18 protein-coding genes are annotated in these 20,559 nt (G+C 72.6%); 10 read left to right on the plus strand and 8 right to left on the minus strand.

The window, feature by feature from the left end:
* Window positions 1-113 precede the first annotated feature (113 nt).
* From FCL41_RS02510 to FCL41_RS02525, 4 genes are all read left to right on the plus strand, one after another.
* Window positions 114-1,103 (plus strand): putative F420-0 ABC transporter substrate-binding protein, encoded by a 990-nt coding sequence (locus FCL41_RS02510; RefSeq protein ID WP_212723024.1) that lies wholly within the window; start codon window positions 114-116, stop codon window positions 1,101-1,103.
* 4 nt (window positions 1,104-1,107) lie between these two features.
* The gene (locus tag FCL41_RS02515; protein ID WP_137064117.1) at window positions 1,108-2,184 is read left to right on the plus strand and encodes a putative F420-0 ABC transporter permease subunit; all 1,077 of its coding nucleotides are present in this window, start codon (window positions 1,108-1,110) and stop codon (window positions 2,182-2,184) included.
* Window positions 2,181-3,011, plus strand: coding sequence for an ABC transporter ATP-binding protein (locus tag FCL41_RS02520; protein ID WP_137064116.1), 831 nt, complete (start codon window positions 2,181-2,183; stop codon window positions 3,009-3,011). The genes FCL41_RS02515 and FCL41_RS02520 overlap by 4 nt, the downstream gene beginning before the upstream one ends.
* A gap of 85 nt (window positions 3,012-3,096) precedes the next feature.
* The gene (locus FCL41_RS02525) at window positions 3,097-4,086 is read left to right on the plus strand and encodes a TIGR03557 family F420-dependent LLM class oxidoreductase (protein WP_137064115.1); all 990 of its coding nucleotides are present in this window, start codon (window positions 3,097-3,099) and stop codon (window positions 4,084-4,086) included.
* A 17-nt stretch (window positions 4,087-4,103) separates the two neighbouring features.
* On the opposite strand, the gene icmF is transcribed toward FCL41_RS02525, so the two are convergent.
* Both icmF and FCL41_RS02535 read right to left on the minus strand, forming a co-directional pair.
* Entirely contained in the window at window positions 4,104-7,367 is a 3,264-nt protein-coding gene (gene icmF / locus FCL41_RS02530; RefSeq protein WP_137064114.1) for a fused isobutyryl-CoA mutase/GTPase IcmF, read from the minus strand.
* A gap of 81 nt (window positions 7,368-7,448) precedes the next feature.
* Entirely contained in the window at window positions 7,449-7,994 is a 546-nt protein-coding gene (locus tag FCL41_RS02535; RefSeq protein WP_137064113.1) for a MarR family winged helix-turn-helix transcriptional regulator, read from the minus strand.
* 19 nt (window positions 7,995-8,013) lie between these two features.
* Here FCL41_RS02535 and FCL41_RS02540 point away from each other — a divergent pair, with 19 nt between their 5' ends.
* Entirely contained in the window at window positions 8,014-8,727 is a 714-nt protein-coding gene (locus tag FCL41_RS02540) for a rhomboid family intramembrane serine protease (protein ID WP_239021735.1), read from the plus strand.
* Between the two features lie 6 nt (window positions 8,728-8,733).
* Here FCL41_RS02540 and FCL41_RS02545 read toward each other — a convergent pair whose 3' ends face one another.
* Window positions 8,734-9,405: a TetR/AcrR family transcriptional regulator gene (locus FCL41_RS02545; RefSeq protein ID WP_137064112.1), complete on the minus strand. Its 672-nt coding sequence runs from the start codon at window positions 9,403-9,405 to the stop codon at window positions 8,734-8,736.
* Window positions 9,406-9,556: 151 nt separating this feature from the next.
* Between FCL41_RS02545 and FCL41_RS02550 the strand changes: the two genes are divergently transcribed.
* The 4 genes from FCL41_RS02550 to FCL41_RS02565 all read left to right on the plus strand — a co-directional run bounded on the left by FCL41_RS02550 (window position 9,557) and on the right by FCL41_RS02565 (window position 13,700).
* Window positions 9,557-10,402: a 3-hydroxybutyryl-CoA dehydrogenase gene (locus tag FCL41_RS02550; protein WP_137064111.1), complete on the plus strand. Its 846-nt coding sequence runs from the start codon at window positions 9,557-9,559 to the stop codon at window positions 10,400-10,402.
* A gap of 67 nt (window positions 10,403-10,469) precedes the next feature.
* Window positions 10,470-11,159, plus strand: a complete 690-nt coding sequence (locus FCL41_RS02555; protein WP_239021736.1) for a nitroreductase — start codon at window positions 10,470-10,472, stop codon at window positions 11,157-11,159.
* A gap of 118 nt (window positions 11,160-11,277) precedes the next feature.
* On the plus strand, window positions 11,278-12,456 hold the full coding sequence (locus FCL41_RS02560) for a thiolase family protein (RefSeq protein ID WP_137064109.1): 1,179 nt from the start codon (window positions 11,278-11,280) through the stop codon (window positions 12,454-12,456).
* 128 nt (window positions 12,457-12,584) lie between these two features.
* A complete protein-coding gene (locus FCL41_RS02565) occupies window positions 12,585-13,700 on the plus strand; it encodes a winged helix DNA-binding domain-containing protein (RefSeq protein ID WP_137064108.1) in 1,116 nt (371 codons plus the stop codon).
* Between the two features lie 13 nt (window positions 13,701-13,713).
* On the opposite strand, the gene FCL41_RS17225 is transcribed toward FCL41_RS02565, so the two are convergent.
* A complete protein-coding gene (locus FCL41_RS17225) occupies window positions 13,714-14,331 on the minus strand; it encodes a TetR/AcrR family transcriptional regulator (protein WP_212723023.1) in 618 nt (205 codons plus the stop codon).
* A 283-nt stretch (window positions 14,332-14,614) separates the two neighbouring features.
* Between FCL41_RS17225 and FCL41_RS16930 the strand changes: the two genes are divergently transcribed.
* Window positions 14,615-16,639, plus strand: a complete 2,025-nt coding sequence (locus FCL41_RS16930) for a collagen binding domain-containing protein (protein ID WP_175422337.1) — start codon at window positions 14,615-14,617, stop codon at window positions 16,637-16,639.
* 51 nt (window positions 16,640-16,690) lie between these two features.
* Here the strand turns inward: FCL41_RS16930 and FCL41_RS02580 are convergent, their stop codons facing one another.
* Genes FCL41_RS02580 through FCL41_RS02595 form a run of 4 tightly spaced genes read right to left on the minus strand, consistent with a single transcriptional unit; the run spans window position 16,691 to window position 20,233 of the window.
* Window positions 16,691-17,380 carry an ABC transporter ATP-binding protein gene (locus FCL41_RS02580; RefSeq protein WP_137064107.1) on the minus strand — a complete coding sequence of 230 codons (690 nt, stop codon included), beginning with the start codon at window positions 17,378-17,380 and terminating at the stop codon, window positions 16,691-16,693.
* Window positions 17,380-18,285, minus strand: a complete 906-nt coding sequence (locus FCL41_RS02585) for an ATP-binding cassette domain-containing protein (RefSeq protein ID WP_239021737.1) — start codon at window positions 18,283-18,285, stop codon at window positions 17,380-17,382. The genes FCL41_RS02580 and FCL41_RS02585 overlap by 1 nt, the downstream gene beginning before the upstream one ends.
* The gene (locus FCL41_RS02590) at window positions 18,282-19,148 is read right to left on the minus strand and encodes an ABC transporter permease (protein ID WP_137064106.1); all 867 of its coding nucleotides are present in this window, start codon (window positions 19,146-19,148) and stop codon (window positions 18,282-18,284) included. Before FCL41_RS02590 ends, FCL41_RS02585 begins: the two co-directional genes overlap by 4 nt.
* The gene (locus tag FCL41_RS02595; RefSeq protein WP_239021738.1) at window positions 19,145-20,233 is read right to left on the minus strand and encodes an ABC transporter permease; all 1,089 of its coding nucleotides are present in this window, start codon (window positions 20,231-20,233) and stop codon (window positions 19,145-19,147) included. Before FCL41_RS02595 ends, FCL41_RS02590 begins: the two co-directional genes overlap by 4 nt.
* Window positions 20,234-20,559 lie beyond the last annotated feature (326 nt).

Below are 20,559 nucleotides of genomic sequence, written 5' to 3' on the forward strand. Positions count from 1 at the left end.
GGTCCCTCGGCCGTCATGGCCGAGTGCATCGATCCCGGACTGGGGCGAAGGACCTTCTGCGGCGACTGGCCGTGGATGTCTTGCCCTGCCCCCGTCCACCCTCTGGAGGATCCGTGCCCCGCCCCCGTTCCGGGCTCCTTGCCCTTCTCCTGACCAGCGCCCTGCTCGCCGGTTGCTCGTCCGACCCCGCGACCGACCCCGTCGCGGCCACGGACGACGACTTCCCGGTCACCGTCAGCAACTGTGGCGTCGACGTCACCGTTGCCTCGCCACCCCAGCGCATCGTCACCATCAAGTCCACGACGACCGAGCTGGTCCTGGCCCTCGGCCTCGGCGACCGTCTGGTCGGCACCGCCTTCCTCGACGGACCGATCCGCGAGGACCTCGCCGACGCCGAGACCGTGGCCGGGCTGGAGCGGATCTCCGACGAGGCGCCGAGCCAGGAGGCCGTCCTCGAGCGGGAGCCCGACCTGGTCTTCGCCGGGTGGGAGTCCAACCTCGCTGCCGACACCGCCGGCGAGCGCGACACCCTCGCCAAGCTGGGCGTGGCCTCGTACGTTGCCCCCTCGGCCTGCCAGAGCGCCGAGGCGCCCGAGCAGATGACCTACGACCTGCTCTTCGACGACTTCACCGAAGCCGGTCGTCTGCTCGGCGCCAGCGAGGCCGCCGAGGACCTGGTCGAGCGCCAGCGGGCTGCCCTCGAGGAGGTGGGCCGCGTCCCCCGCGGTACCACGGCGGTGTGGTGGTCCTCGGGCGTCGACACCCCCTTCGTGGGTGGCGGCACCGGTGCGCCGCAGATGGTGATGGAGCGGGTCGGCCTCACCAACGTCGCCGGCGACGTCGACAAGACGTGGACCTCGCTGGGCTGGGAGGCGATCGTCGACGCCGACCCCGACGTCATCGTCCTGGTGGACGCGGCCTGGAACACCGCCGCCCAGAAGATCGAGGACCTGGAGTCCAACCCGGCCACCGCGGCGATGACGGCGGTCAGGGAGAAGCGCTACCTGACGATCCCGTTCCCGGCCGCCGAGGCCGGGATCCGTTCCGTCGGCGCGGCCGCCGACCTCGTCGCCCAGGCAGGCGACCTGGGTCTGGTGGAGTGACCTGATGCCCCTGCTGAGCCCCGCTCCCTCACGGGCGTCATCCCCTCCGGTCGTCCGCAGGACCGACCACGATGACGCCCGCTTCTGGGTGCTGTGGGTGCCGCTGCTGCTGGGGGCGCTGCTCGCCTCGGTCGCGGTGGCGGTGACCATCGGCGCCGCCGACCTCACGGTCGCCGAGGTGTGGCAGGTCGTCGGGGCCAAGGTCGGGCTCGTCGACTCCGACGTCAGCCTGATCCGCACCGGCATCGTGTGGGAGCTGCGCCTGCCGCGGGTGCTCACCGCCGCTGCGGTCGGCGGGGGCCTGGCCCTGGCCGGCGCGGTCATGCAGGCGCTGACCCGCAACCCGCTCGCCGACCCCTACCTGCTGGGCCTCTCCTCGGGCGCCTCGACCGGCGCGGTGCTGGTCCTGCTGCTCGGGGTCGCCGCTGCGCTGCCGGTCGCGGCCTTCGCAGGCGCCCTGGCCGCGCTGGTGGTGACCCTGCTGCTCGCCCGCAGCCTCGGCGAGATCACCCCGAGCCGCACCGTGCTGGCCGGACTGGCGGTCTCGTCGTTCGCCGGTGCCCTCACCTCCCTGCTGATCTTCTGGAACGCGCGCGGAGACTCCTTCCGCCAGGTCCTCAACTGGATCCTCGGCTCGCTCGCCGGCGCCGACTGGGGTGCGGTCGCGCTGACCTGGACCGTGCTCGTGGTCGTCGGCCTCCCGCTGGCCCGGCACGGTCGCGTCCTGGACGCCTTCGCCTTCGGCGACACCGCGGCCGCCGCGCTCGGGGTCGACGTCGGGCGTACGCGCTGGGTGCTGCTGGTCGCCACCGCCCTGCTCACCGGCGCGATGGTGGCGGTGAGTGGCTCGATCGGCTTCGTCGGCCTGGTCCTCCCCAACGCCGTGCGCCTGGTCGTCGGCTTCGACCACCGCCGGCTGCTGCCGCTCTCGGTGCTCTGCGGCGCGATCTTCATGGTCTGGGTCGACACCGCCGCCCGCACGCTCTTCGACCCGCGCGAGATCCCGGTCGGCATCATCACCGTGCTTGTCGGGGCTCCCGTCTTCGTGCTGGTCCTGCTGCGCCACCGGGGCCGGGCATGAGCCGCGAGCTCAGCGTCTCCGGGCTCTCGCGCCGCGTCGGTGACGCGGTGCTGCTCGACGACGCCGCCTTCACCGTGCCGGCCGGCCAGGTCGTGGCGCTCGTCGGACCCAACGGTGCCGGCAAGTCGAGCCTGCTGCGCGCCATGACCGGGGTCGCTGACCGCGGGGCCGCCACCGGGTCGGTCGTGCTCGCCGGGGTCGACCTGCTGGGGCTGAAGCGCCGCGAACGCGCCCGGCGGATGGCGCTGGTCGAGCAGGAGCTGCGCGCCGAGTTCAGCCTGACCGTGCGCCAGGTCGTCGGCCTGGGACGGATCCCGCACGAGTCCGGCTGGGCCGTCGCCTCGGCCGACCCCGGGCTGGTCGACGCGGCCATGGCGCGTGCCGGCGTGGCCGACTGGGGCGACCGCCTGCTCTCCAGCCTCTCGGGCGGTGAGCAGCAACGCGTCCAGCTGGCGCGGGCCCTGGCCCAGGAGCCGGAGCTGCTGCTGCTCGACGAGCCGACCAACCACCTCGACGTGCGCGCCCAGATGGACACCCTCGGCCTGTTGCGCGAGGTGGCCGCGACGGGGGTGAGCGTCGTCGCTGCGCTGCACGACCTCAACCTCGCCGCTGCCTACTGCGACCACGTCGTGGTGCTGGCCGGCGGCCGGGTGCGCGCGGTGGGCGACGTACGTCGGGTGCTGACCGCCGAGCTGGTCGAGGAGACGTACGGCGTCGGGGCCGACGTGATGACGCACCCCCGGACCGGTCGCCCCCTGATCGCCTTCTCGCCCTCGGGCGCCACCACGCCCCGGGCGCAGGGGAGTCAGGCCAGCTCGCCCGCGTGAGGTCGGAGGGCTGAGCCGGAACTGCCGTCCTGACGGCCGGTCGCGTCGCCCTAGACTCCCCACACACAGCAACGAGGAGGTCGTCGTGGGTCGCGTGGGTTACGTGGTGCCGGTCGACGCGGTGACTCCGCGCGACGCCGTCAACCTTGCCCGGATGGCCGAGCAGGCCGGCTTCTCCGGCGTGATGGCTTCCGACATCTTCCAGCCGTGGCTGCCGAGCCTGGGGCAGGCCCCGAACGTCTGGCCGCTGCTCGGTGCGTTGGCCGAGCACGTCACGGGTGACTTCGGCGCCGGCATGGTGGCCGCCGGCGGGCGCCAGCACCCCGCTGCGATCGCCCAGGCTGCCGCCACGCTGGGCTCCCTGCACCCCGGGCGCCACTGGCTCTCGTTGGCTGGGGGTGAGGCGCTGCACGAGCACGTGACCGGTGGCTACTGGCCGGAGGCGCCCGAGCGGATCGCCCGGCTCTTCGAGGCGGTTGACCTGATCAAGCGGCTCTTCGCCGGGTCGCTCGCGGGGCGCGACGTCCGCTACGAGGGCGAGCGGTTCCAGCTGGAGTCGGCCCGCCTGTGGACCATGCCCGAGCGGGCTCCTGCCGTGCTGGTCGCCACCTCCGGCCCGGTCACCGCGCGCCGTGCCGGACGCCAGGCCGACGGCCTGCTGGCCGTCGCCGTGCAGCCCGCGCAGGCCGCGCAGGTGCTCGAGCGGTTCCGCGAGGGTGCCCGCGAGGTCGGCAAGGACGCCTCCACCATGCCGGCCTGGCTCCACCTCAACGTGAGCTGGGCGGCCACCGACGCCGAGGCTGCGGCTGGCGTCGTCGAGCGCTACCCGATGGCGGCCATGCGCTTCGCCCGCGGTGACCTGCGCTCCCCGCACGTGGTCGAGCAGATCGCCCGGCTCGTCCGCCCCGAGGACTTCCCGGGCCGGCTCCCCGTGAGCGCCGACCCGGCCGTCCACCTCGCCGAGATCAAGGCCTACCTCGACCTCGGCTTCGACCGGGTCTTCGTGCACCACGTCGGCGTCAACCAGGTGGCGTTCCTGGAGACGTTCGGGCGCGACGTGCTGCCCTACGTCTGAGCCGCAGCGTCTGAGCCTCACACGCCGCGCCGGTACTCCCCGCCCACCTCGAAGAACGCCTGGGTGACCTGACCCAGCGTGCAGACCCTGGCCGCGTCCATCAGCACGGCGAAGACGTTCCCGTCGCCGGTGGCCGCCTCCTTCAGCCGTGCCAGGGCAGCCTCGGACTCCTCGGCGTGGGCCTCGCGGAAGCGGCGTACGCGGTCCAGCTGCGACTCCTTCTCGGTCTCGGTCGCGCGCGCCAGCTCGACCGGGCCCGGCCCGCCACCGCCGTCGGGCGGCAGGAAGGTGTTGACCCCGACGAGCGGCAGCGACCCGTCGTGCTTGCGGTGCTCGTAGAGCATCGACTCGTCCTGGATCCGACCCCGCTGGTAGCCGGTCTCCATCGCGCCGAGCACCCCGCCGCGCTCGCTGATCGCGTCGAACTCGGCGAGCACCGCCGCCTCGACGAGGTCGGTGAGCTCCTCGACGACGTACGAGCCCTGGAGCGGGTTCTCGTTCATCGCCAGCCCCCACTCGCGGTTGATGACGAGCTGGATGGCCATCGCCCGGCGCACCGACTCCGTGCTCGGCGTCGTCACCGCCTCGTCGTAGGCGTTGGTGTGCAGGCTGTTGGCGTTGTCGTAGACGGCCGTCAGCGCCTGCAACGTCGTGCGGATGTCGTTGAAGGCCATCTCCTGGGCGTGCAGCGAGCGTCCGGACGTCTGCACGTGGTACTTCAGCTTCTGGCTGCGCTCGCTCGCGCCGTACTTCTCCTTCATCGCGATCGCCCAGATGCGCCGGGCGACCCGACCGAGCACCGTGTACTCGGGGTCCATGCCGGAGGAGAAGAAGAACGACAGGTTCGGGGCGAAGTCGTCGATCGCCATGCCCCGCGCGAGGTAGGCCTCGACGTAGGTGAACCCGTTGGCGAGGGTGAACGCGAGCTGGCTGATGGGGTTCGCCCCGGCCTCGGCGATGTGGTAGCCGGAGATCGAGACCGAGTAGAAGTTGCGCACCTCGTGCTCGATGAACCACTCCTGGATGTCGGCCATCATCCGCAGGCTGAACTCGGTCGAGAAGAGGCAGGTGTTCTGACCCTGGTCCTCCTTGAGGATGTCGGCCTGGACCGTCCCGCGGACCTGTGCGAGGGCGTACGCCGCCAGCTCCGACCGCTCGGCGGCGTCGGGCGCGCGCCCCTCGCGCTCGCGGAACCGCTCCACCTGCTGGTCGATCGCGGTGTTGAGGAAGAAGGCGAGCATCGTCGGCGCCGGCCCGTTGATGGTCATCGAGACCGAGGTCGTGGGGTCGACCAGGTCGAAGCCGTCGTAGAGCGCCTTCATGTCCTCCAGCGTCGCGACCGAGACGCCCGAGGTGCCGACCTTGCCGTAGACGTCGGGGCGCGGATCGGGGTCGCGGCCGTAGAGCGTGACCGAGTCGAACGCCGTGGAGAGCCGGGTGGCCTCGCCGTCACCGGCGAGCAGCTTGAAGCGCCGGTTGGTCCGGAAGGGGTCGCCCTCGCCGGCGAACATCCGGGTCGGGTCCTCGCCCTCGCGCTTGAACTCGAAGACGCCGGCCGTGAAGGGGTGGTGCCCCGGCAGGTTCTCCCGGCGCCAGTAGCGGACCAGGTCGCCGTGGTCGGTCGTACGCGGCAGGCTGACCCGCCGCACCGCACTGCCCGAGAGCGACTCGCGCACCAGCCGGGTGCGGATCTCGCGGTCGCGCACCCGCACCACGCGCTCGTCGCCGGAGTAGGAGGCGACCACGTCCGGCCACTCCTCGATCTGGTGGCGCAGCGCAGTCGGGAGGGCCTCACGGGCGGCCGCGGCGAGGTCGGCGACCTCCTTCTGCGCGGGGCCGTCGAGCTCGGCGGCCACCGCCTCGAGCCGCTGCGCACGACGCGCTGCCTCGGCGAGCGTCTCGGTCTCGGCGTGGTGGGCGCGTACGGTCTGCGCGACCTCGGCCAGGTGGCGCACCCGGTCACCCGGCACGACCTGCCGCAGCCGCGACGAGTGGCGTACGTCGACCCGCGGCAGCGCGCCCTCGCGCAGGTCGAGCCCGTGCCCGGCGAGCAGGGGGCGCAGGTGCTGGTGGAGCGCCGTCACGCCGTCGTCGTCGAACGTGGCGGCGCTGGTGCCGAAGACCGGCATCTCTTCGGGAGGGACGCCGAAGGCCTCGCGGTTGCGCACGAGCTGGCGGGCCACGTCGCGCAGCGCGTCGGCGGCCCCGCGGCGCTCGAACTTGTTGATGGCGACGACGTCGGCGAAGTCGAGCATGTCGATCTTCTCGAGCTGGGAGGCGGCGCCGAACTCGGGCGTCATCACGTAGAGCGAGGTGTCGACGAAGGGCACGATCGCCGCGTCGCCCTGCCCGATGCCCGGGGTCTCGACGATCACCAGGTCGGCCCCTGACGCCTTGAGCACCGTGATCACGTCGGCCAGGTGCTCGGGCACCTCGTGGGAGCCGCGGGTGGCCAGCGAGCGGAAGAAGACCCGCCGTTGACCGTCGACCGCCGGCCCGAGGGCGTTGCACCGGATCCGGTCGCCCAACAGCGCCCCACCCCCGCGGCGGCGCGTGGGGTCGACCGCAACCACGGCGATCCGTAGCCGGTCGCCCTGGTCGCGGCGGAAGCGGCGTACGAGCTCGTCGGTGAGGCTCGACTTGCCCGAGCCGCCGGTGCCGGTGATCCCCAGGACGGGGACCCGGCGCGTGTCGGCCGCCTCCCGCAGGGACGCCAGGTCGGCGGCGGGGAGCTGGCCGGTCTCGGCGCCGGTGAGGGCCCGCGCCACGGCGGCGCGGTCGCCGGCGAGCACCTGCGTGACCTCGGCCGGGGCGAGGGCCCACGGGTCGACGTCGCAGTCGGCGACGACGGTGTTGACCATGCCGACCAGCCCGAGGCGCTGGCCGTCGGCGGGGGAGAAGATGCGTACGCCGCGTTCGGCGAGCAGGGCGATCTCCTCGGGCACGATCACCCCACCACCCCCGCCGACCACCTTCACGTGGCCAGCGCCGGCGGCGCGCAGCTGCTCGACGAGGTAGTTGAAGTACTCGACGTGACCGCCCTGGTAGGAGGAGACGGCGACTCCTTGGGCGTCCTCCTCGAGGGCGGCGGCCACGACCTCGTCGACGGAGCGGTTGTGGCCGAGGTGGACGACCTCGCAGCCCTGGGCCTGGAAGATCCGCCGCATGATGTTGATCGAGGCGTCGTGACCGTCGAAGAGGCTGGACGAGGTGACGAGTCGCACCGGGTGCTGCGGCACGTGCAGCCCGAGGGCCGGGGCGGTCGGGGTGGGGCTGGCCATGGGTGCTCCGAGAAGTGTGGATGTCCTAGTAAGTGAATAGTAGGACGTCCAAGCAATTTGCGGAAGGGGTGCCGCCCCGCGCTACTGGGTCGCGGAGGGTGCCACGTCGTCACCGGCAGCGCGGCGCAACGCCCCGAGGAGCGCGGTCAGCTGCGCGGTCTCCTCGGGGCTGATCCCGGGGGAGGCGAAGACCTCGGCGTTGAGTCGCTGCGTGGCCTGCTCGATCACCTCGCGCCCCGTCTCGGTGATCGAGGCGAGCACCACGCGTCCGTCGTGGGCGCCGCGCTCGCGGGTGGCGTACCCCTGCTTGACCAGGCGCGCGACCGCGCTGGTGACGCTGGTCGGGTGCACCTGGAGCAGGGACCCCAACCGCGTCATCGGCATCGCACCGTCGCGGGTGAAGGAGAGCAGGCGCAGCACCTCGTAGCGCGCGAAGCTCAGGTCGAGCGGACGGAGCACCGTGTCGATCCGTTCCATCACGAGCTGGTGCGCCCGGACCAGTGAGGTGACCAGCTCCATCCCGTCGGCGGCCTCGGCCCAGCCGTGAGCCTCCCACTGGCGGCGAGCCTCGGTGATCGGGTCGCGGCGGTTCGTTGGGCGAGGGTCGCTGGACCGTGCGGCGGGCATGGGGGAAGGGTAGCGATCGGTGCGGCGTCCCGAGCTGCCGCTGGCGCGGGCTGGCTCGCGCGCTCCCGGCGAGTCGTACGCGGCGGGCGCGAGGTGGGCCCGCCCCCGTACGGTGGGGAGCGTGAGCGGCTACTACGACCTCGAGCCCCGCCGCCGTGAGCGCCCGCGCTGGCAGGTGGCAGCGCTCTGCAGCGGCGGCTTCGTCGGGGTGCTGTGGCTGCTCGAGTTCCTCGACCACCTGATGGCCAACCGGCTCGACGCCTCCGGCATCCAGCCCGGCAGCACGGATGGGCTGATGGGCGTCCTCTTCGCGCCCCTGCTCCACGGGGGCTACGGCCATCTGATGGCGAACACCGGGCCACTGCTGGTGCTGGGTTTCCTGGTGGCGTTGGCCGGCATCTCGAAGTGGATCGCCGTCACGGTCACGGTCTGGCTCGTCGGTGGGGTCGGCACCTGGCTGACCGGCGGCCTCGGCACCCTGCACATCGGAGCCTCCGGGCTCGTCTTCGGCTGGCTGGTCTACCTGGTCGTGCGCGGCTTCGTGAGCCGCAACCCGTGGCAGATCGCGCTGGGCGTGGTGATCTTCCTCGTCTACGGATCGATCCTGTGGGGCGTCATCCCGGGCACGCCGGGCGTCTCCTGGCAGGGCCACCTCTTCGGCGCCCTCGGCGGCGCGCTGGCCGCCGTGGCGCTCGATCGCCCGCCGCGACGACGGGCGTTCGAGGTCTACTGAGCCTCGTCAACCGGCGACGCGGCGCAACGACGTGAGGAGCTCCTCCAGGGTCGCGATGCTTCGGCGCGCCGACTCGACCAGGGCGCGGTCGACGGTCGCCGCTCCGCCCGGCGCGGCCGTGGCATCGCTCCCCGCCCGTAGCGGTTCGGTCGCCCGGGCCAGGGCCCGGGCGAACTCCGCCGTCGGTGTCTCGGTGTCGCCGCGCAGCCACCGTCGCAGCACGACGTTGTGGGCCGTGATCACCGCGTTGGCCACCAGTTCCGCCTCGAGCTCGGCGTCCGGTCCCTCGCCCAGCTCGGCGCTGATCGCGGCCAGGAAGGAGCGCTGGTAGGCCCGGTGGCCGGCGGTCTCGCGGCTGCGGATCGCGGGCACGTTGCCCGAGAGCCGGTAGCGCACCCGCGCCCGCTCGCCCTCGGCCAGGTAGTGGTCGAGGACCACGCGTGCCGCCTCGGTGACGCGTACGTCGAGGGGGTCAGTCTCGGCGAGCCGCTCCTCGACCTGCCCCAAGAGGCCCGAGTGGTCGGGGAGGACCGCGTCCTCCTTCGCGCGGAAGTGGCGGAAGAACGTCGTACGCCCGACTCCCGCGCGCTCGACGACGTCGTCGACGGTGGTCTCCTCGAATCCCTGCTCGTCGAAGAGCGAGAAGGCGGCGTCGACGATGCGGGCGCGGGTGGACATGGCGGTAGGACCGTCCTTGGGTCGAGGCGTGGCGGGGCTGTGGGCGGAGCTGTGGCTCGGGGCCCAGCGTAGGGGGCCGAGATTTCAGTTACCGGCCGGTACTGAGTACCGTTTCCCACGGTACTCAGTTCCAACGTCGGAAGGCAAGCGCATGCAGAAGGTCGGAGTCGTCGGTGGCGGCTTGATGGGGTCGGGCATCGCCGAGGTCAGCGCACGCGCAGGTCTCGACGTGATCGTGGTCGAGTCGAGCGCCGCTGCAGCGGAAGCCGCGAAGGGCCGCATGACGAAGTCCCTCGAGCGCGCCGAGAGCAAGGGCAAGATCGACTCGGCCGCCGACGTGCTCGCCAAGGTGCGCTTCGAGACCGACCTCGCCGTCATGGCCGACCGTGAGCTCGTGATCGAGGCGATCATCGAGGACGAGGAGATCAAGACCCAGCTCTTCCGTGACCTCGACAAGATCGTCGAGAGCCCCGACGCGATCCTCGCCTCCAACACCTCCTCGATCCCGATCATGAAGCTGGGCGTCGTCACCTCGCGCCCCGAGAAGGTCATCGGGATCCACTTCTTCAACCCGGTGCCCGTGCTCAAGCTCGTCGAGCTCGTGCCGTCGATCGTCACCGACCCGGACGTCACCGAGCAGGCCCGCGCCTTCGTCGAGGGCCAGCTCGGCAAGCAGGCCATCGACTGCCAGGACCGCGCCGGCTTCGTCGTCAACTCGCTCCTCATCCCGTTCGTCCTCTCGGCGATCCGGATGTTCGAGTCGGGCTTCGCCTCCGCCGAGGACATCGACCGCGGCATGGTGCTGGGTGCCGCCCACCCGCAGGGCCCGCTCGCCCTGGCCGACCTGATCGGTCTGGACACCACGAAGGCCGTCGCGGAGTCGCTGTACGCCGAGTTCAAGGAGCCCCTCTACTCGGCTCCGCCGCTGCTCAACCGCATGGTCGACGCCGGCCTGCTCGGCCGCAAGACCGGCCGCGGGTTCTACACGTACAACTGATCCACCGGCCCTCGGAACGGGGCCACGGTGGGGAGGCGGGTGTGGGGGCATGGTCCAGACTGGGGCCGTGCCCCCCACTGCTTCCACCACGCTCACCGACCTGCTCGCCCACCGTCACAGCGCCCGCGCCTTCACCGACCGTGAGGTCCCGCGGGAGGTCATCGACGACGTGCTCGCCAAGGCCCAGCGCTCGCCGTCGTGGTGCAACACCCAGCCGTGGCAGGTGCACGTGCTCTCCGGCGGGGCCCGGGACCGCTTCTCGAAGGCGCTCGTGGAGTCGGCGCTGGGGCAGGGGCAGGACGGGGAGCAGGGCTACGACCTGGGCACGCCCACCTACACCGGCGTGCACGCCGAGCGTCGCCGCGAGTCCGGCTACGCGCTCTACGCCGCGCTCGGGATCGAGCGCAGCGACCGCGAGGCGCGGTTCCTGCAGTCCGCCAAGAACCTGGACTTCTTCGGCGCCCCCCACGTCCTGGTGCTGACCACCGACGCCGAGCTGGGGACGTACGGCGCCGTCGACGCCGGCGGCTGGCTCACCGTCCTGATGTTGCTGCTCGCTGAGGCCGGCGTCGGGTCGATCGCCCAGGGGGCCATCGCGATGTACTCCGACGTGGTGCGTGACTTCCTCGACCTCGGGGAGGACCGCCGCGTCGTCTGCGCGGTCTCCTTCGGCTATGAGGACGCCGAGGACCCCGTCAACGCCTTCCGCACCTCGCGCGCGCCGATGGGTGAGGTCGTGCACCACCTCACCGACTGAGCGCCGGGCCACGCGTGCTGGCCGGGGGTGTGACTGGACCCACCCGTGACACCTCTCCTCCTGCGTGGCGCCTCGCTGTAACGTCACTGTGCTGTCCGCCGACCCCAAGGAGCCCTGCATGTCCACCGACCGCATCGTCGTCGTCGACGGAGCCCGTACGCCGACCGGCAGCTTCGGCGGCGTCTTCAAGGACGTCCCCGGCTTCGAACTCGGTGCCGCCGCCACGGTCGAGGCACTGCGGCGCTCCGGAGTGGAGGGCTCCGACATCTCGGAGGTCGTCACCGGCTGCATCGGTCAGGTCGGCCCTGACGCCTACAACGCGCGGCGGGTCGCCATCGCCGCCGGACTGCCCGAGAGCGTGCCTGCCTTCACCGTCAACCGCCTCTGCGGCTCCGGCCTCCAGGCGATCTGGTCGGCCGCGCAGCAGATGCGCTGGAACGACCTCGACTTCACCGTGGCGGGCGGCAACGAGTCGATGTCGCGGATGCCGTTCTACGACTTCGGTGCCCGCAACGGCTACCGGCTGGGTGACCGTGGGCTCCAGGACGGCACCGTCCTGATGCTCACGGACCCGTTCAGCGGCATCCACATGGGCGTCACCGCCGAGAACGTCGCGGACAAGTACGGCGTCTCGCGCGCCGAGCAGGACGAGTTCGCCGCCGAGTCGCAGCGTCGCGCCGCCTCCGTCGAGGCGAAGGCTGCCTTCGCCGACGAGATCGTGCCCGTCGAGGTGAAGGGCCGCAAGCCGTTCACCGTCGAGGTCGACGAGCACCCCAAGCCCCAGACGACGGTCGAGACGCTCGCCGGCCTGCGCCCGGCCTTCCGCAAGGACGGCTCGGTCACCGCGGGCAACGCCTCGGGCATCAACGACGGCGCGGCCGCCGTCGTCCTGGCGCGTGAGTCGGCCGCCGCCGAGCGCGGACTGACGCCGCTGGTCGCCCTCGAGGCCGTCACCACCTTCGCGATGGACCCGGCGCTGATGGGCTACGCCCCCTGCGGTGCGATCAGTCAGCTGCTGGAGAAGGCCGGTCTCAAGGCGTCCGACGTCGACACGGTCGAGCTCAACGAGGCGTTCGCCTCGCAGGCCGTGGCGGTACGCCGCGACATGGGCTTCACGCCGGAGCAGGTCAACCCCTACGGCGGGGCCATCGCGCTGGGCCACCCGGTCGGCGCGACCGGTGCGATCCTCACCGTCCGCCTCGCCAAGGACATGGTGCGCCGTGACCTGGAGACGGGCATCGTGACCATGTGCATCGGTGGCGGCCAGGCGCTGGCGGCGCTCTTCCGCCGGGTCTGATTCCGCCCGGGCGACCGGCGCGCTGCACCGTCCGCACCCCAACAACGCGGCCCCTTCGAGTCACCTGGTGACCCCAAGGGGCCGCGTTGTGGTCGTCCTCGGCCCCCGTCCGTCGCCATACTGACCCCATGCCCGACCCCACGCTCGGACGCCTGCGCCTGGTCGCGCAGGGTCTGGTGACGCGCCCGTACGCCCGTCCCGTCGACGCCGTTGCCGCCTCGGTCGCGATGCAGGGACAGGACCTGCCCGGCGTGCTCGCCTCGGCCGCGCTGCGTACGACCTCGGGCCGGGTCGCGGACGTCGTCGCCGACCTCGACGCCGGCCGGCTCGTGCGCGGCTATCCCATGCGCGGCACCGTCTTCCTCCAGTCGGCGGACGACGTCACCTGGACGACCGAGCTCTGCGCCGCCCCCTCGTTGCGGGCGGCCGCCGCCCGCCGCCGCCAGCTGGAGCTGACCGACGCCGACCTCGACCGGGCCCGCGAGGTGTCGCTGGCCTTCCTCGCCGACGGCCCCCGTTCGCGGGCGGACCTCTTCGCGCGCTGGGACGCCGCCGGGCTCTCGCCGACCGGTGGTCGCGGCTACCACGCCCTCTTCGTGCTGCTGGGGGAGGTGACGCTGGTCTACGGCCCCTGGAACGGGACCGACCAAGACGTGGCGATCGCCCGGGAATGGCTGCCCGCCGGCGGGACCCTGGAGGCGCGCTTCAACTCCGACCGGGTGGCCGCCACCGCCGAGATGCTGCGCCGCTACCTGACCAGCCACGGCCCGGCGACGATCCGGGACTTCGCGTGGTGGACCAAGCTGGGACTCAAGGAGATCCGGGCCGCCCTGCCGTTGGTCGAGACCGACCTGGAGAGCGACGCTGCGAGCGATGCTGCGAGCGACGTCGCGAGTGCCACCGGTGAGCCGCGCTACTGGCGACCCGGACTGCTGGAGGAGGCCGCCGCGCTGGGACGTACGACCGCGGCCCCGCTGCTGCTGCCGGGCTTCGACGAGTGGGTCCTCGGCTATGCCGACCGTCTCTTCGCGATGACCGACGACGAGCACGCCGCGCTGGTGCCGGGCAACAACGGCGTCTTCAAGAAGTCGGTGGTCCGCAATGGACGGGTCGTCGGGACGTGGACCCGCAGCGGCCGGGCCGGTCAGCGCCGGCTCGAGCTGACGGAGTTCGCGCCCCACTCGCCACGCCAGCGGGCAACGTTGGAGCGGCTCTTCGCCGGCTATCCCTGGGTGAGCGCCTGACGGCGCTCGGTGGTCAGCTGCGCGCGGTCGCGACCGCCGCCATCTGGCGGCGGACGACGACGAACGTCTCCGGCTCGATGGTGACCTCGCCGTCGACCTCGCGGGCGTGCCGCTGGACCTCGTCGCCGAGGGCGATCGAGAGGCCGACGGTGAGGCGAGCCTCCGCGGCCCGGTCCGCCTCCGCCAGCTTGGCGTCCTCCGGGTGGGCCTCGAGCCACTTCTCGATCACCCTGACCAGCCCTTCGCGGCTCTCGTGGCTCGCCCAGGAGACGGCACTGGTCGTCCCCGGCTCCCGCAGGAAGAGCGCCAGCCGGCGCTGCGTGACGGTGTCCTCCGTCTGGCCGCGCACCGACTCCATGACGACCAGGGACGCACCCAGTACGAGGTCGTCGGAGTGCTCACCGAGGATCCGCCCGGTCAGGTCGGGGTCGTAGTCGAGCGGCGAGCCGAAGATCGCCTCCTCGAGCGAGGCGAAGTAGTTGAAGAACGTGCTGCGGGAGACCATCGCCTGCTCGCAGATCCGATCGACCGTGACGGCGCGGACACCCTCCTCGTAGGCGATGTCGACCGCCGCGCGCTCCATGGCGCGCCGCGACGCGCGCATCTTGCGCTCCCGGAGCCCTTCCGACATCTCTTCCCTTTCGCGAGATCGACCCTTGACCCTAGCAGCGGCCCCCTGGGTGACGCTGCCGTTGGGGCCGATTGCACGCCTGCGCACAGGAGCTCGTGGCCGCCGCCTCCTGGCCGCGGCGTGTGCTCGGCCTGGCGCCGTGCATGCACGACGCTTCGGCGCGCGCGATCGAGGAGAAACATCGGCGTTCCGCCCCCGACTGCTCTTCAACTCGGTAGAATATTAGATTGAAACCAAGGTTCGATCTAATTCATCCCAATGGATGGCCCCCGAAAGGCCCCGCATGCCCAGAGTGCTCGCCCGTTCATCCTTGGCGTCCCGCCACCCACTGCCCCGGGCTCGTGCCGCGTTCCCGCGCCGTCGGGCCCGCCTTGCCCTCCTCTCGGCAGCGGCGCTGGTCCTGGCAGCGGTGCCGCTGGCCGTCAACGCCGCCCCGGCCACGCAGCGCGTGGAGTTCGAGGTGAGCATCGGCGACGGCATCGATGCCGCCGCGCCGCTCGCCGGCGTCGAGGTGACCGTGCGCAAGACCTGGGAAGAGGAGCAGCCCGCCCTGGCGCGAGGCCTCACCGGTGCTGACGGCACCGTCACGCTGGAGGTGGCCGGGGAGCCCGCGGTGTACGTCGCCGACGCGGAGTGGCTCGGTGCCGCGGGAGACCTCGACCCCACGTGGGCGCGCGCGGAGTTCTTCTCCGAGCGCGACGGCGACCCCGTCGAGATCATGCTCTGGGGAAGCCACGGCTCGGTCTCGGGGACGATCGATGCCACCGTTGACGGCCAGGCCGGGCCCGACCTGGGTGGCGCGAACCTCGAGGTCACCAGCGGGGGAGTGACGGTGCAGCAGGTCGCCCTTGCCGCGGACGGGTCGTTCACCAGCACGGCGCTCCCGACGAGCTCTGAGGCGGACTACGGCGTGACCCTCGTGGCACCGGACGGCTACGAGCTCGCCGCCGAGCAGCCCGAGGCCAACGACGCCTTCGCCCTGCCGCAGAGCGACGGGGGACCCGCCTCGGTGGTCATCGACCGCCGCTTCGCCCTGGTGCCGACGCCGACGCCGACGCCGACGCCGACGCCGACTCCGACTCCGACCCCTACGCCGACCCCCACGTCGACGCCGACCCCCACGTCCACGCCGACCCCCACGTCCACGCCGACCCCGACGTCCACGCCGACCCCGACGTCCACGCCGACCCCTACACGTACGCCGACCCCGACGCCGACCCCGACGCCGACCCCGACGTCCACGCCGACCCCTACACGTACGCCGACCCCGACGTCCACGCCGACCCCCACGCCGACCCCGACGTCGACGCCGACCCCCACGACGCCGAGCGCTACCGCGTCCTCGACGCCCAGCGCCGGCGGCTATGTCTACATCCAGATGGGGACCGGCCGGATCCGTGTCGGTTCCGTGCTCACCGACACGGAGGATCCTGACGTCGCAGAGGTGATCGACGCCATCCTTCGGACCATGGCGGCCGTCCGGGGTGAGAACCAGGCACTTATCAACAAGTTGGGGCAGGTGATCGGCCTCGCCCAGCAACCCGTCGGTGGCGACGACCTCGGCGCGGGTGACGCGTCCGCGCCGATCGTCGGCGGACTTCCGGGTGTCTCCGTCGACTCGACCGCGATGGTGGGCTTCGACCTGGCCGCGCTCACCGAGGCCCTCCTGGCGGCCCTGGGCGACGACGACGACGTGACCCCCGAGCAGCGGGAGCGCCTGAAGAAGGCGATCGGGGCCGTGCAGCGGGGGAACCGGGCGCTCGAAGAGCTCCAGTCGGGCGGCAGCCAGACGGACCGCGGCCAGGGGTCCGATGACGCGCGGGAGCGTCGTGCGGACCTCGAGGCCGCCCAGGAGCGACTGCGAGAGGCCGCCCAGGAGCGACAGCGAGAGGCCGCCGAGCGTTTCCGGCGTGCCATGGAGGACAACCCGTCCGTGAGGGACGGGGCGATGGAGGACCTGCTGCGGCAGGCGCGCCAGTCGGGCAGCGTCAACGCCGTCATGCACTCCACCCCTGTGGCGCTCGGCAGCGTGGAGGTCGAGGACGGTGTCGTGAAGGGGGAGCTGGACCTGACCGGCGTCCCGGAGGGGGAGCACCGGTTGATCCTCGACTTCGCCGACGCCGGGGTGACCGTCGTCCACGACGTCACCGTCGAGTCCCCGGACGCGCCCGCGGCCGCCGACGCCTCTTCCGGGGCGGACGAGGACGGGGTCGGCAACCCCGCCCTGCTCGTCGTGATCGGGCTGCTGGTGCTCGGCGTCGCGGTCGGCGTGGGGGTCGTCGTGCTGCGGCGTGCGCGGGTCGCCTGAGCGGCAGCGCTCAGCAGGGCGTCTTTGAGCAGGGCGTCTTTGAGCAGGGCGTCATACGGTCGGTGCCTTCTGCGGCGCCGACCGTATGACGTCGCCGAGGGTCGCGAAGTCGAGCACCTCGTCGGCCACCTGCTCGAGCAGGGCCCGGTCGTGGGAGACGGCCAGCACCCCCAGCCCGGTCTCGGCGACCTCGTGGTCGAGGCGGTGCCACAGCACCGTCTGGGTGATGGCGTCCAGGCTGGCGGAGATCTCGTCGGCGACCAGGTACTTCGGCCCGGTCAGCAGGGCGCGCGCCAGGTTGACCCGCTGCAGCTCACCGCCGGAGACCTCGTGGGGGTAGCGGTCGAGCCAGGTGGGGGAGACCAGCCCGTGGTGGGCGTCCCACTCCGCCTCGACCCGGGCGCTCACCTGCGCCGCTGCTTCCCGACGGCTGCCGGGCAGCGCCTCGGCGAGCACGTCGCGGATCCGCCACCGCGGGTTCATCGCCCGCTCCGGGTGCTGCAGCACCAGCTGGACGGGACTCGGGCCGGCGTACGACGCCAACGGACGCCCGTCGACGGTCACCGTGCCGGAGGCCGGCGTACGCAACCCCGCGGCGACCGCGGCGAGCGTCGACTTGCCGGATCCGCTGGGCCCCTGCAGCCCGAGGACCCGTCCGGGGCGGAGCTGCAACGAGTGTCCGTGGAGCACCCACGGGGAGCGCCGCGAGTAGCGGTACGACAGGTCGTCGGCGACGAGCATCAGGCACCCACCGCGTCGAACGAACCGCCGGACCCGGCAAGCATCCCCGCGCCCACCCGCGTGTGGTCGTCGGGCATCCGGAACCCGTTGGCGGGCAGGGCCAGCCACAGCGCGCGGGTGTAGGGGTGGGCGAGCAGCTGTCCCGACCCGCTGAAGGCGGAGGCCGGGGCCTCGTCGAGGGTCCGGCCGCGGTCGACGACGACGACGCGGTCGGCCACGACCAGCGCCGCGGAGATCTCGTGGGTGATCAGCAGGACGCCGCGGCCGTCGTCGGCCATGCCGCGCAGCCGCTGGAGCACCGCCGTGACGCTCTCCGGCGCGAGGCCGGGCGTCGGCTCGTCGGCGATCACCAGGGCCGGGTCGCCCATGAGGGCGATGGCGGTCAGCACCCGGCGACCCATGCCGCCGGAGAGCTGGTGGGGGTGCAGGCGCAGCACGGAGGCGTCGAGCCCTTGGCGGGCCAGCGCGTCGGTGGCGACCTGTCGGGTGGCTGGGCGCGGGACCCCGGCCAGGCGGGCCGCCCGCCGCAGCTGTGCGCCGACGCTGGCGGTCGGGTCGAGGTGGGAGAGTGCCTGCGGCAGCAGGGCGACCTCTCGCCCGGCCAGGCGACAGCGCGCCGCGACGTCGACGTCCTCGCCCCGCCAGGCGATGCGGCCCTGCTCCGTGGCGTTGGGCGGCAGGAGCCCCAGGACGGCGTGGCCCAGCAGGCTCTTGCCCGCGCCCGAGGCGCCGACGAGGGCGACGACCTCACCGGCGCGGACGTCCAACGACATGTCCACGACGGCCTGCACCTCGCGTCGGCGCAGGCCCCGTTCGTACTGGGTGAAGGAGACCGCCAGGTGGCTGACCTCGAGGAGGGGCGCCGGGTCCGGAGCGGTGACGGTGGCGGGGCGGGGTCTGGTCACAGCTGGGCACTCCTCGGGTCGACGAGCAGGCGGAGGTCCTCACCGATCCGGTCGATCAGCTTGACGATGACCAGGAGGGCGAGGCCGGGCAGCGCCGCGAGCCACCAGTGGCCGGCGGAGAGGGAACGCATCGAGTCCGACAGCAGGATCCCGATGGCGGGCTGGCCGGGGTCGATGCCCAGACCCAGGAACGACAGCGCCGCCTCGTGCAGGATCGCGTGGGGAAACATCAGCACGACGCCCACCGAGAAGTGGGGGACCAGGTGCGGAGCCAGGTGGTGGCGTGCCACGTGGGTGCGGCTGTGTCCGAGGGACCGGGAGAGGGCCACGTAGTCGGCCCCGGTGGTCTCGCGCGCCTTCGACACCAGGACGCGCGTCAGGCGCGGCCAGTGCGTCAGGCCGACGGCCAGGATCACCGCCTGGGTCCCGCCGCCGAGCGCGAAGGCGAGCAGGATCAGCAGCACCAGGTGGGGCAGGGCGAGGAAGAGGTCGACGAGCCAGTTGACGGCGGCGGAGGCCCACCGGCCACCGACGGTCGCGACGAGCGCCAGGACGAGCGCGATCGCTCCGGACATCAGGGCGGCGACGGTGCCGACGACGAGGCTCAGGCGCAGGCCGACGAGCGTGCGCCGGAAGAGGTCGCGGCCATAGGCGTCGGTGCCGAACAGGTGGTCGAGCGACGGCGGTTGGTGGCGCTGCGCGAGGTCGGTCACCGCTGCCGGGCCGGTCGCGAGCGTGCCTGCGACGGCGACCGCGACGACGACGAGCAGGGCGAGCGCCAGGCTCACGGTCGTACGCGTGCGGCGGTCGCGCCAGCGCGGGCCGGCGGTCGCGAGGGGCGGGGCATGCGTGGTGGTGCTCACCTGACCCCCTCCCTCGCGTGCGGGGCGACGGCGCGGTGCGTCAGGTCGCCGAGGGAGTTGCCGAGGAAGACCAGCAGCGCGGTGAAGAGGGCGACGCCCATGAGAAGGGGGACGTCCTGACGCAGGGCGGCGGTCGTGGTGGCCTGCCCCAGCCCGGGATAGGTGAAGACCTGCTCGGCCAGCACCGCCCCGCCGATCAGCTCGCCGATCGAGGCGAACTGCAGCATGAGCGCGGGGCCGGCAGCGTTGCGTGCCACCCGGTGCAGCACCAGCCCCGTCCCCTTCTCCCCCTGTGAGCGGGCGAAGGTGACGTGGTCGCTGGACAGGACCTCGATGGTCGACTGGCGGGTGTGGAGCATGACTGGCGAGATGCCGATGACGCTGAGCGTCAGCGCCGGGAGCGCGAGGTGGTGCAGGCGCTCGAGCAGGGTGACCTCACCGGGCAGTGAGCCGATGGGGGCAGCGCAGCAGACCGGGGCCCACTGCAGCTGGACGGCGAAGACGTAGAGCAGCAGGAGGCCGATCCAGAAGGTCGGTGCGGAGGCAAGGGTGTAGGCCCACCAGGAGAGCACGCGGTCGAGCGGTCGGCCGTGGTGGACACCGGCGACGAGGCCCATGACGAAGCCGAGGACCCCGGAGAAGACCCAGGCCAGCGCCAGGAGCGCGAGGCTGGCGACGAAACGGTCGGCGATGACGTCGACCACCGGCTCACCGAAGACGACCGACGTGCCGAGGTCGCCCTGCACGACCTGGCCGGCCCAGGCGCCGAGCCGTTGCAACGGCGGGTCGTCCAGCCCCCATCGCTCGGCGATCTGGTCGCGCTGCTCGGCGCTGATGACCGCGGTGTCGGCGCCGACGTAGGCCTCGATCGGGTCGACCGGCGAGGCGGTCATCAGGACGAAGGTGCCCACTGCGACGGCCACCAGCAGGCTGACCAGACGGAAGAACCGTCCCGCCAGGGTGCCGAGGAGTCGGTGTCGGCCCGACCGCGACGCGTCCGTCGGCCCCGGCCCGGCGACGGGATCGGTCCCGAGGGGCTGGTCCGGGTGCGTGTCGACGGCGTCGGTCCTTGGGAGCAGGCTCACGAATCCCACCGCCGGACGGGCGGTCGTGACGCCCGGGGCGTACGGCGGTGGGACATGGGACTCCTTGTTGCCAACGATTGGCAATAAGAGTACGACCCGTGTGCCGCAGACGTGCGATGGGGAGGAGATATTGCTACATCACGCACCGAAAACCCTGTTCCGGAACCGCGCCGGGGACCCGTGCGCCGATCACCCAAGGGCGACGCTGACCTGAAGGGAGGGAGGGATGGCCAGCGTCGCCCGCTCAAGGGGTGAGCCGGAGGCGCACTCCTCGAGTGTGCCCCGCTGGCTGGTCCCGGGTCAGGGGTCGAAAGCCCCTGATTCGC

Source organism: Nocardioides jishulii (assembly GCF_006007965.1).
In the GTDB taxonomy this organism is placed as follows: domain Bacteria; phylum Actinomycetota; class Actinomycetes; order Propionibacteriales; family Nocardioidaceae; genus Nocardioides; species Nocardioides jishulii.

Coding starts and splice junctions, on each gene's coding strand:
- FCL41_RS02515 (WP_137064117.1), top strand. CDS start 1,108: ATGCCCCTGCTGAGCCCCGCTCCCTCACGGGCGTCATCCCCTCCGGTC.
- FCL41_RS02520 (WP_137064116.1), top strand. CDS start 2,181: ATGAGCCGCGAGCTCAGCGTCTCCGGGCTCTCGCGCCGCGTCGGTGAC.
- icmF (WP_137064114.1), bottom strand. CDS start 7,367: ATGGCCAGCCCCACCCCGACCGCCCCGGCCCTCGGGCTGCACGTGCCG.
- FCL41_RS02535 (WP_137064113.1), bottom strand. CDS start 7,994: ATGCCCGCCGCACGGTCCAGCGACCCTCGCCCAACGAACCGCCGCGAC.
- FCL41_RS02545 (WP_137064112.1), bottom strand. CDS start 9,405: ATGTCCACCCGCGCCCGCATCGTCGACGCCGCCTTCTCGCTCTTCGAC.
- FCL41_RS02550 (WP_137064111.1), top strand. CDS start 9,557: ATGCAGAAGGTCGGAGTCGTCGGTGGCGGCTTGATGGGGTCGGGCATC.
- FCL41_RS02560 (WP_137064109.1), top strand. CDS start 11,278: ATGTCCACCGACCGCATCGTCGTCGTCGACGGAGCCCGTACGCCGACC.
- FCL41_RS02565 (WP_137064108.1), top strand. CDS start 12,585: ATGCCCGACCCCACGCTCGGACGCCTGCGCCTGGTCGCGCAGGGTCTG.
- FCL41_RS17225 (WP_212723023.1), bottom strand. CDS start 14,331: ATGTCGGAAGGGCTCCGGGAGCGCAAGATGCGCGCGTCGCGGCGCGCC.
- FCL41_RS16930 (WP_175422337.1), top strand. CDS start 14,615: ATGCCCAGAGTGCTCGCCCGTTCATCCTTGGCGTCCCGCCACCCACTG.
- FCL41_RS02580 (WP_137064107.1), bottom strand. CDS start 17,380: ATGCTCGTCGCCGACGACCTGTCGTACCGCTACTCGCGGCGCTCCCCG.